This is a genomic window from Pseudanabaena minima str. Chao 2107 (genome assembly GCF_051131155.1).
Lineage (GTDB): Bacteria > Cyanobacteriota > Cyanobacteriia > Pseudanabaenales > Pseudanabaenaceae > Pseudanabaena > Pseudanabaena minima.
Window position 1 is genome coordinate 3994260 of sequence record NZ_CP159508.1, and the last position, 11360, is coordinate 4005619.

Annotated in this window: 6 protein-coding genes; 2 read left to right on the forward strand and 4 right to left on the reverse strand. The window is 41.3% G+C overall.

The annotated features are described in order from the left end of the window. Positions 1 to 33: 33 nt before the first annotated feature. The 3 genes from ABM313_RS18205 to ABM313_RS18215 form a co-directional block, all read right to left on the reverse strand. Positions 34 to 1266, reverse strand: coding sequence for an LL-diaminopimelate aminotransferase (locus ABM313_RS18205; RefSeq protein ID WP_434684569.1), 1233 nt, complete (start codon positions 1264 to 1266; stop codon positions 34 to 36). A 305-nt stretch (positions 1267 to 1571) separates the two neighbouring features. Then, positions 1572 to 3905 (reverse strand): response regulator, encoded by a 2334-nt coding sequence (locus tag ABM313_RS18210; RefSeq protein ID WP_434684570.1) that lies wholly within the window; start codon positions 3903 to 3905, stop codon positions 1572 to 1574. A 141-nt stretch (positions 3906 to 4046) separates the two neighbouring features. Continuing rightward, positions 4047 to 8585 carry a PAS domain S-box protein gene (locus tag ABM313_RS18215; protein WP_434684571.1) on the reverse strand — a complete coding sequence of 1513 codons (4539 nt, stop codon included), beginning with the start codon at positions 8583 to 8585 and terminating at the stop codon, positions 4047 to 4049. A gap of 833 nt (positions 8586 to 9418) precedes the next feature. Here ABM313_RS18215 and ABM313_RS18220 point away from each other — a divergent pair. Next, entirely contained in the window at positions 9419 to 10189 is a 771-nt protein-coding gene (locus tag ABM313_RS18220) for an ABC transporter substrate-binding protein (protein ID WP_434684572.1), read from the forward strand. On the opposite strand, the gene ABM313_RS18225 is transcribed toward ABM313_RS18220, so the two are convergent. Beyond that, positions 10121 to 10924 carry an IS5 family transposase gene (locus tag ABM313_RS18225; RefSeq protein WP_434684573.1) on the reverse strand — a complete coding sequence of 268 codons (804 nt, stop codon included), beginning with the start codon at positions 10922 to 10924 and terminating at the stop codon, positions 10121 to 10123. The genes ABM313_RS18220 and ABM313_RS18225 overlap by 69 nt on opposite strands. Positions 10925 to 11088: 164 nt before the next feature. Between ABM313_RS18225 and ABM313_RS18230 the strand changes: the two genes are divergently transcribed. Next, entirely contained in the window at positions 11089 to 11316 is a 228-nt protein-coding gene (locus ABM313_RS18230; protein WP_434684574.1) for a hypothetical protein, read from the forward strand. Positions 11317 to 11360 lie beyond the last annotated feature (44 nt).

The window sequence follows — 11360 nt, forward strand, 5'->3', positions numbered from 1 at the left end:
CCGCAAATGCAACGCCCCTACAAGTCCTAATTACTATTTGAACTTGTCGAGAATGCGGCGCATGGCTTCATTTACATTATCGCGACTGTTGAAAGCCGAAATACGGAAGTAACCTTCACCTGCTGCACCAAAACCAGAACCGGGGGTTCCCACTACATTACAGGTTTGCAAGAGTTTATCAAAGAAATCCCAACTGGTCAGCCCTGCGGGAGTCTTCACCCATACATAGGGAGCATTCTCTCCACCATAGACAGCCAAACCTGCTTCAGTCAACTTCTCGCGGATAATCTTGGCATTTTCCATATAGAAGTCAATCAAGGCTCTGGTTTGTGCCTTCCCTTCTTCAGAATAAACTGCCTCAGCACCACGTTGGACGATGTAGGAAACACCATTAAACTTAGTGGATTGACGACGATTCCAGAGTTTCCATAACTCTACATTAGAACCATCTTTCGCCTTGCCAATCAAATTCTTAGGCACAACGGTTAACGCGCAACGAGTACCTGTAAATCCTGCATTCTTCGAGAAAGAACGGAACTCGATCGCACATTCCTTTGCGCCTTCAATTTCATAAATCGAGTGAGGAAGGTTTGGATCGGTGATAAATGCTTCGTAGGCAGCATCAAAGAAGATGATTGAGCCATTTGCCCGCGCATAATCAACCCATGCTTGCAAATGTTCCTTGGTTGCAGTTGCACCCGTAGGATTGTTGGGGAAGCAGAGATAAATCAGATCGACTTTTTGAGTGGGAATCTCGGCGGTAAAATTATTTTCGGCAGTTACAGGCAAATAAACTAAGCCTTCGTATTCGCCTTTGTCGTTGATGTCGCCTGTGTGACCTGCCATGACGTTCGTATCCACATACACAGGATAGACAGGATCGGTTACAGCAATGATATTGTCATCGCCAAAAATATCGAGAATGTTGCCACAGTCGCACTTAGAGCCATCGGAAATAAAAATCTCAGAAGCGTCAATATCACAGCCTCGCGCCTGAAAATCATTCGCTGCAATCTTTTCACGCAACCATGCGTAGCCTTGTTCGGGACCATAGCCCTTAAATGAACTGCGATCGCCCATATCTTCAACCGCTTTGATCATGGCATCACGACATGCTTGGGGCAAGGGTTCGGTGACATCACCAATGCCAAGGCGGATCACTTTTGCGTCAGGATTTGCCTCGATAAAGGCGTTTACCCGTCTTGCAATTTCGGGAAACAGGTAGCCTGCCTTGAGTTTGAGATAGTTGTCGTTAACGGTAGCCATGATGGATGAGTTAATCTTTTCTGATTTTTGTATAGTTTTATATTATGCCTTTATCAAGTTACTTAAGTCACCAAAAGCTCTAATAGACTTCATCATGACTGCCAATATCTACGTATAGCAACGCAAGAGATAGATAGGACAAATCAAAACCCAAAAGATGAGTGGCGGCGCGAAGCGCCGCCACTCATCTTTTTATATCCTAAGCAAAACTTACATTGCTATAGCACAATCATCATTTCTAGCAGTTTCTCATCTTCAGAAAATCTAAAAATAATTCTGCAATCATAGACAACAGAACATGATCATCAACCCGCACTCTCTAATAACGTTTGAATCATTTTAGCTAAATTCTTTAACTTAACTGGCTTAACTAAGTAATCGTTGGCTCCAGATTCTAGACATCTTTCGCGATCGCCAGCCATTGCCAAAGCCGTCAGCGCAATAATTGGAATATCAACCAGATTTGGATCGAGACGGATCTGCCGAGTTGCTTCTAAACCGTCCATGACTGGCATTTGAATATCCATCAAAATCAGATCAGGTTTATGGGCTTTAGTAAGTGCGATCGCTTCTTTCCCATCTTTTGCTAAGAGAAATCGATAATTCTTAGCTTTAAGGTAACTCGAAACCGTCATAGAATTGACTTCATCATCGTCTACGATCAATATCAGCAAATCCTGTCTGATATCTGTATAGGTGTTTGAGAGTTTAGTTTCTAAGGGCTTGACTGGTAAATTGCCTGAGCCTATTTTAGTTTGAGGGTTTGGGAGAGGCAGACAAGGCAGCAGGATTGTGAAACAACTGCCCACGCCCACTTCGCTAGTTAAATCTACATAGCCACCATGAAGCTCAACAATGCGCTTTACCAATGCTAGCCCCAATCCCGTCCCCTCAAATTGCCGATTTAAGGCGCTATCGATTTGAATAAAGGGCTGAAATAGTTTCTGAATATTCTCTGGCGCGATACCTATGCCCGCATCGCTTATAGAAATCTGTAGATAGTCCTGTGTTGTATCTATTGTTTTGTTTAGGACAGAAGGCTGTTGTTTGACTTCTAAGGTGACCGATCCTCCACCAGTCGGCGTAAATTTAACTGCATTATTGAGGAGATTAATTAATGCTTGACGAATACGTCGTTCATCTATTAGCAAGTTAGGAAGGTTAGGGTCAAGTTTGAGGGTCAATTGAATTTGTTTTTTTAAGGCTTGCTGCTTCACAAATTCTAAACTTGATTGAGCTATCAATGAGATTGAAGCGATCTCAAAATCTAGCTCGATCTGTCCAGATTCAATTTTTGCTAAGTCCAAAATGTCGTTAATCAATTCGAGGAGATGGTTACCGCTCCTTTCGACAGTTTGTAATGCGTCAAGTTGGCGATCGTTGACTGCGCCAAATATGTGTTCTTGCAGTGATTCCGTCATTCCTAAAATGGCATTGAGGGGAGTACGCAGTTCGTGACTCATATTTGCCAAAAAACTATCCTTTAGCCGATGGGACTCAATCAGTTGAGTATTGGTTAGTTGCAATTGATGTAAAAGATTTTCTTGGCGCTCCATCATACTGAAGAAGGCTGTCGATAAACGACTAATTTCATCATTGGAGCTAATTTGCTCATTGCTTTCTGTGCCTTTTACTTCGCAAGCCTCTAAAATTGGCTGCAATCGACGGTTTAGATAACGGATAAATAGCCCCACAACAAAAGCCATGACGATCGCTGCCGCCAGAGTTGCACTGATGGATAGCAATAGGGCAGGATTGACAACCGTACCATAGGGGATAGATTGCAACATCACCCATTGACTACTTGGCACTCTCTCATAAACCCAAAAACTTTGTGTTTCATCTGACTCGATAATTCCTTGAGATTTTCCTTGAGCTAATTCAGATTGGACATCATTCCACATAACTTTATATGAGGACATTGATGCAATATTTTCTAAATGTATTGCTTTATTAGGATCAGGTTCATAACTTAATATCATTCCCTCTTGAGTCACAAACACTGAATATCCATCATCCTTGGAGTGACTTTTCTCATTAGATTGACTTTTCTCATTAAGATTAAGATCTCTAATGTTAATATCACCATTCACAATTCCAATTAAATTGCCATTGCGATCGCGAATGGGTCCCGCAAATGTCACCAATGGAACTGGATAAACTGCATTGATATATGGCTTTGACCAAAAAAACTTGTTCTCCTTGACAGCATCGGTATAATATTGCAATTCAGGATATTTATCGACTTGCCAAAGTTCCACTAAACTGTAATTGGCATCTTCGGGAAGGTTAACACCTCGATTTGGTTGCGTCTCTTCGATAAAAGATCCAAACCATTGGCGATCTACCAAGCCATTTGGAGTCTGCATCACGCCAAAGCCAGTAATCAGTTTGGGACGAACAGACATAAATGAAAGAACCATTTGGTCGTATGCAGATGGCGATCGCACTCCGTTATTTTGTAAATTGATAGTTGATACGACTATACTTTTTAAAAAAACTTCACTGTTACGCAACTCAGCATCTACCTCTTTAACCTTGAGATCTGCTTCTGTTGTTAGATGGTACAGCTTGTCAGCTTCCACATTTAAATAAATTAGAGTCCCCAATCCAGCTAAGCCGATAGTCACAGGTGTCATTATTGATAAAAATAATCGCGTACCAATCGAAGAAAGCCCAAAATCTCCTAGTTTAAATGAATTGATAGACTTCTTTTTAAATAAACTTTTTCTCATATATATCAAAGCTAGAGATATTAAGGTTAGACAGAAACTAAAAAATTACACATTTTTCTTTGCGTTTAAAAGTTGTTGAATACTAATAGCCAATTGCTTAAGCTTTAAAGGTTTTTGGAGATATTCATTTGCTCCAGCATCCAGACATCTTTCGCGATCGCCAGTCATTGCTAAAGCCGTCAGTGCAATAATCGGAATGTCAGCAAGATCTGGATCGAGACGAATTTGTTTGATTACTTCTAGACCATCTATAACTGGCATCTGGATATCCATCAAAATCAAATCAGGATGCTCGGCTTTTGTAGTTGCGATCGCCTGTTGTCCATCTTTAGCGAATACAAGGCGATAGCCCTTAGCTTTTAGGTAGCTAGAAAATGTATTGATATTAGCTTCGTTATCTTCGGCAAGCAATATTAAGGGTAAGAGAGAGCTTAGGTTGTCAGTTTGACTTTGATCGATCAGAGATGGCTCTGCCAAATCATACTGAATTTTGACTTCGAGGTTAGGGTTTTCTACATTAAAGGGAAGAGTAATTGCAAAGCAACTACCTACTCCCAATTCGCTGGTGAGTTCTACGCTGCCTCCGTGAAGTTCGACGATTCTTTTGACTAGAGCCAGCCCCAAACCAGTGCCAGTATATTGACGATTTAAGGCACTATCAATTTGGATAAAGGGCTGAAATAGCTTTTTGATATCCTCAGATGAGATACCTATCCCCGTATCAATCACAGCTATCCTTAAATAATTTGGAGATGTGAGATTGGTCTCGCCTTCATCAGGTTTAACTTGAGTCACCTCTAGCGTGATTGTTCCTCCCTCTAAAGTAAATTTGACAGCATTATTTAGCAGATTGATTAAGACTTGACGGATGCGACGCTCATCGAGCATTATTTCTGATAGATTTTGAGGAACTATCAGTGATAGCTGAATACGTTTTGTCAGTGCTTGCTGATTGATAAATGACAAACTAGATTTACATAAGCTCTCTATACTAGTAGCGGTTAAATCTAAGTCAACTTGTCCAGATTCAATTTTTGCGACATCGAGAATGTCATTAATCAATGATAAAAGATGTGTACTACTACTCTCAATGGTTTGCAATGCTTTAAGTTGGGGCTCATTAATACTGCCAAATATCTCATCTTGTAGCGATTCGTTCATTCCTAAAATTGAATTGAGCGGTGTCCGCAGTTCGTGACTCATATTTGCGAGAAACTCATCTTTAAGGCGGGTAGCTCGCTTCAGTTCTTCATTAGCTAGCTGCAATTTAGCTTCGGCTTGTTTGCGATCGCTAATATCCTGCACACTAGACCAAATCAAAAATTCTCCCTTACTCAAAATCATTATTCCCGACAAAAGCACTGGCACAAGATGTCCATCTTTATGGATGTATTCTTTCTCATAGGGACCATAACGTCCTTCTGTTTGAATTAATCGCAATTGTTCTGATTCTTGCTCAGCATATTTAGTAGGTGTGATATCCCAATAACTTAGAGATAGAATTTCCTCAACTGTACGTCCTAACATTTGGGCAAAAACGTTATTAACAAATACTAAGTGCCCATCCAAGCGACAGCTTGCTAAGCCAATCGGAAACTCTTCGACTAACTGACGATTGAATGCTTCGCTCTCAGCTAAGGTTTCTTCGGCAAGTTTGCGATCGCTAATATCTTGAAAAGTCCCGACTAAACCGATAACTTCTCCCAATGCATCTCGCAAAGGAATTTTATTAGTTTCGATCCAGTTTACTTCTCCGTTAGCCAAGGTAAATGATTCTTCAATACCAATCTTCGAGAGTCCCGACTCCATTACAGATTGATCGTCTTCTAGGAATTTACGGGATTCGTCTTCAGTAAAAGAAAAGTCAAAACTCGTTTTGCCAATAACTTCTAAAGGAGATTCCAGTCCACAGGAATTAGCAAAATACTGATTGCTACCTAAGAGAACCGATTGGCGATCTTTCCAAAATACTGCTAAGGGGAAGGAATCGAGGACGGTTTGTAGGAGTCTTTGCGATTCTTCTAAGGCTTTTTGGGCTTTTTTACGTTCGGTAATATCTCTGAAGATTCCTCTAGTCGCAACTGGTGAGCCATCTTTTAACTGACAGTTCACATTGCCTTCCACAACAATTGTTTGACCAGCCTTAGTTACAAATCTAGTCTCAATCGCGACACATTGTTCACCACAAAATAGATTTTGCATAGCGATCTGACAATGTTCAAGGTCTTCAGGATGGATGATTTGAAAAATCGATAAGTTTTCTAGTTCGGCTTCGCTATAGCCTAAGGTACTTTTCCAAGCTTGATTTACAAATAAAATGTTGCCTTCTGGAGATATGCTTTGGATTAAATCATTCGCATTGTCAAAAAAGTCTCGAAGTTGTTCCTCACGTTCTTGTAGTGCTTGAGTCCGTTCTAGTACACGTTCCTCTAGCTCATGGTTTAGGCGATTGAGTTCTTCGTTGACATTTTTGCGCTGCAATTCTGCCGATGCTCTCGCTGCAAAGACCTGCAAGATGCCGATCGCCTCAGCCCTTTTAGTTTCTGGCATTGACTTTGTATCTAAAACACAAAGATTACCAATAACGTTACCATCATCATCTTTTAAGGCAATTCCTAAGTAACTTTCAGCTTGCATGGTCACAAGATCAGGATCTTCTGCAAAGACCGTTTGGACGAATTCCTCACAATGATATTGACCATATTCCATACAAAGTTCGCAGGGAGTCTTTGCGGGTAGATAGGAGATAGCAGTTTGTAAGCTACCATTTGCCCAAAATCCCAACGAAACCAATTGCCCACCCACAACTTCGGTTACGAGAGCATAGGTGACATCGAGAGCCTCGGCAATGTGACGAACCAATTCCACAAAAAAGTCTGCTCCTGTAACGGCGGCGGTTCCTGTTACGAGTTTTTGTAGGATTGTCTCAGCGCGTTTGCGATCGCTAATATCGGTAATCGTCCCCACATAGCCAATGATTTCGCCATAGATATCGCGTTCAGCGTTGGCTCGTGAAAGAACCCAAGTTACAGTGCCATCGGGCTTTTGAAAACGACACTCAAGCTCAAACGGACGATGCTCCTGTACGGAGGCATACCATTCTGCGCCAACTTTTTCGCGATCTTCAGGATGCAATGCCCTCGCCCAGTTAGGACCAGACGCTTCTGCGGCGGTCAAGCCTGCGATCTCACACCAGCGATCGTTAAGGTAGATCGCATCACCAGCGGTATTAGTGCGATAAATGCCCACAGGAGCAACAGCGGCTAGGGACTCAAAGCGTTGCTGACTCTCACTTAAGGATACCTCGATCTGTTTTCGAGTCGTAATATTTATACCAACTCCTAAGACTCCATCTGTATTGCCATATATTTTAATCGGGCGCTTGTGCCACTGAAGCCATTGATAACCCAGATCTAAGTAAAGTACTTTCTCTTCGGGCAGGAATAGCTCTTGCTGGGTTTCAATTATCTGGCGATTTTCTTGAAGAAATCGTTCCGCATCTATAGGATTGGGGTGAAATTCTTCATCTGTCTTACCCACAAGATTTTCAACTGTGGTGTTATAAAACTCAGCCATAGCCTGATTAGCAAAGAGATAGTGACCATCCCAATCTTTTACAAAAATTAAGTTAGGGATACTGTCAATGACTAATCTAAAAAATCCCTGTTGTTGCTGGAGTTGATTCCGATTTGCACGCAATGACTCCTCAATTGTTGTACGCTCTTGATTCTCTTTCTGTAAATCCACAATTGCTTGTTGTAGTTCGGCAGTCCTTTCATTAACAGTATTTTCGAGACATTGTTGAGAATGTCGCAATTTAAGTTCAACTGACTTGAGAGAAGTGATGTTGCGGATCACCCCAACCCTGATTAAGTGATGGTCTTCGATAACGCAAGTTTCCGAGACTAAAGCCACGAAGTTTGAGCCATCTGCTCGACGCATCACAATTTCTGCTTCGATACCGCAACTCTCATGACAACAAGTAGGAAGACTGTCCACCCATTCTTCTAGATAAGGCTGTTTTAAAACTTGAATCGTTTGACCGATCGCCTCTTGGGGAGAAATATTACTAAACTCGGCAAGAGTATTGTTAATGTACTGTAACTTTCCTTGGTTATCTAAGATGTAGATGCTGTCTTTGACGCTCGTTATCGCACGGTTGAGTAAATTTAATTGCCGCTCGGTTTGGTGGCGACTCAGAGTTTTACTAATGGTTACGGGTAAAATTTTCAGGTAGTTGCGTTCGGGATCTTTAATTAGATAGTCATCTGCCCCTTCCTTCATCAATCCCGCCGCTGTTTCCTCATCCCCCCTATCTATCGAGATCACAAATGGACAGTTTTGTTCTTTGAGAATTGCAAATAGCTCGCTAGATCTTCCATTGCCTAAGTTGTAATCGAGAATCGCAATTTGAAATGTGCGATCGCGCAGAATTTCCAGTGCCTCTGAGAGTGAACTTGCTAAGGTACATTCATAGGGCAAACTATGCTGTTTCACAGTTTGGGTAAAGGCGATGCGATCTTCCTGATCATCTTCGACGAACAGAAGCCGAATCTTTTCTGAACTATTGATAGTAAAAGCCATAAACTTATTAGCAGGAAGCTAGATAAAATAAAAAAACAAAATTCTGGATTTTGCTTAATCGTCAGTCAATATTAATAAAGAATTCATAACTGAGATGTTACGTGTAACCCTCACTCATACCCCCCCAGCCCCTCTACCGCAACAGGATCAACCCGTTAAAACAGGTTTTAACTCTGAGCCTCACCTTTAAAGGGCGATCGCGATATGTACAGACTACAAGCAAAATTAGATCGAAGCTTCTTAAGTTTTTTGAACCCTAGCTATGGGTTGTACCATAAGCTCTGATATGGATGATGTAAAACAAGATTTACTATCCTTGTCAACTTCAAAAGCTAGTCTAATTTTACCACTATAGGCTTCCACAATTTTGTTAGCGATCGACAAGCCCCCTCGTACTAGCAGACTGATCTCGTGATACTAAGGTTTGAAAAATCTGAAACACTTTGTCAAAATGTCTAGACTCAATTCCCATTCCCGTATCGCTGACATAAAATTCCCAAATGTATCGAGAATATGGTAGCGATAGAGGACAACTAAGCGATCGCTTTCATTAGCTGGGATATCGGGTTTCCGCATAGGGTTTGTGCGATCTATTTGTTAAATGCAAATAATAAATTAATTCAATTGATTTGAAGTATTAAATATCAGGCATATTAGAACTGTTATCAATACTGTTATCTATTTCAACGAGAACCGTAACGGCATAGAGTCTATTTTTTGGCTCGAAATAGTTAGAAAAAGCAGAAAAAACCTAAAAGATTACATACAAAAATCAGATGAAATCAGTTCTTTTTATATTTTATAAATGGCTTAGACAAAACTGCAATAAATTTGTGAGTGAAATTACTTATAATCTAAAATATGCAATGCTGAGCCTGTTGGCGGTGATTGTAGCGATCACCTTGACTAATTGCACTCCCAAAACAAACATACCTTTACGCATTGGTTCAAATCTTTGGACGGGATATGAGACTTTATATCTGGCGCGGGACTTGGGCTACTATAACGACCAACCGATCCGTTTAGTTGATTATCCTTCAGGCACTGAAGAAGTCCGCGCTTATCGCAACAAAGAAATTGAAGGGGCAGGACTATCAATCGATCAAGCTTTAGTCCTCGGTGCTACCCAAGAAAATATTCGGATTATCGCGATTATGGATGTATCCAATGGCGGTGATGTGATTTTAGGTAAGCCAGAATTTGCGGATATGAAAGCTCTCAAAGGTAAGCGTGTGGGCGTGGAATCATCCGCACTTGGTGCTTTCTTCATTGCCCGTGCATTAGAAAAAAATGACATGACTGCCAAAGATATTCAGATTGTGTCTTTGGAATTGACAGAACATGAACGTGCTTACAAAGAGGGGAAAGTAGATGCTGTGGTTACTTTTGGACCTGCAAGAAGCAAGCTGTTAGCGGCTGGAGCAAAATTACTATTTGATAGCAGTCAGATTCCTGGGGAAATTGTTGACACCTTGGCGGTCAGTACGGAGGCGATCGCCAACTCTCCCGAAACAATTCAGAGAGTGTTTGAGAAGTTAAGCGAGGCGTTTAAGGAGGATATGAATCATGCCGACATAGAAAAAAGCCTCAGAAGTTTCAGGTAAAAGTTCGTATTCTCTGTTCAAGCGTCGAAACCGAGAAAACCAAGCAAAAGTACGCTCAACCACCCAACGCTTCTGTTGGACGACAAACCCCTTTTGCCCAGCAGCAGGAACAACCACTTGTAAACACCAGTAAAAAGTATGCAGAATAGCCATAATGAAAGCTTGCCCCCTATAGCCACGATCCACCCAAATCGTTGACAGACGGGGAAAATGGTCACGAATTTGGTTGATTTTTTCTAAAAGCATAACTGCCCTTGCATCATCGAGATTCGCCGCACTAACTACCACCATCAATAGCAAACCCAATGTGTCCACCAAAATATGTCGTTTTCTCCCATTGACCAGCTTGTTACCATCAATACCAACTGCTTCAGGTGATGCTAATCGACTAGCGATTTTGGTTGATTGGCTGTCAATACAACCCGCACTGGGCGTTGCTTCTCTTCCTTCACTGACTCGATACCATTGTTGCAATTTAGCATTTATCTCTTGCCATGTGTTGGTAATTCGCCAATGTCGAAAGTAATGATAGACAGTTTGCCATACGGGAAAGTCATGGGGCAGCATTCGCCATGCACAGCCTGCGGCGTTAATGTAGAAAATACCATTGAGTACTGCTCTAATATCTACGGTTCTCTTTCTGCCTCCTGTTCCTGCGGCGGGTATCAAGTCTTTTACCATTTCCCACTGACTATCAGTTAAGTCTGTGGGGTATGATTTCTTTGTTGCTTCCATAGGTCTGTCTTTGTTTTTCTATATTGACAGGCTATACCTTTGGGAGCTTTTTTATACCTTTTTTACCCCCGAAAACTTCTCAAACACGCTCTCAAGCCTTAGTAAATGGTCGATTTCGTGCCTTAGATTATTTTGAAAAAAATCCTCAAGATGCCGCAGTAAGGATGGCTAAACGAACTAAAGTCCCCCCCGAACAAATCCTCGATGACTTTAAAGGACTCAGCCAACCGAATTTACAAGAAAATCAAAAGCTACTTGATAAAAGCGATCTATCGCTGATCAAAGGTATGACTAAACTAGTAAAGATTATGGTTGACAACAAATTACTCCCCAAAACCATCGATCCTACTAGCATTCTAGATGATCGTTTTATCAAGAATGCCAAGTTCTAAATTTAAGTTCTAAATTTAAGTTCTATATTTACCAACATTTCCCC

Excerpts from the sequence above, each read along its gene's own strand:
- ABM313_RS18205 (WP_434684569.1), bottom strand. The coding sequence starts at position 1,266 with ATGGCTACCGTTAACGACAACTATCTCAAACTCAAGGCAGGCTACCTG.
- ABM313_RS18210 (WP_434684570.1), bottom strand. The coding sequence starts at position 3,905 with ATGACACCTGTGACTATCGGCTTAGCTGGATTGGGGACTCTAATTTAT.
- ABM313_RS18215 (WP_434684571.1), bottom strand. The coding sequence starts at position 8,585 with ATGGCTTTTACTATCAATAGTTCAGAAAAGATTCGGCTTCTGTTCGTC.
- ABM313_RS18225 (WP_434684573.1), bottom strand. The coding sequence starts at position 10,924 with ATGGAAGCAACAAAGAAATCATACCCCACAGACTTAACTGATAGTCAG.
- ABM313_RS18230 (WP_434684574.1), top strand. The coding sequence starts at position 11,089 with ATGGCTAAACGAACTAAAGTCCCCCCCGAACAAATCCTCGATGACTTT.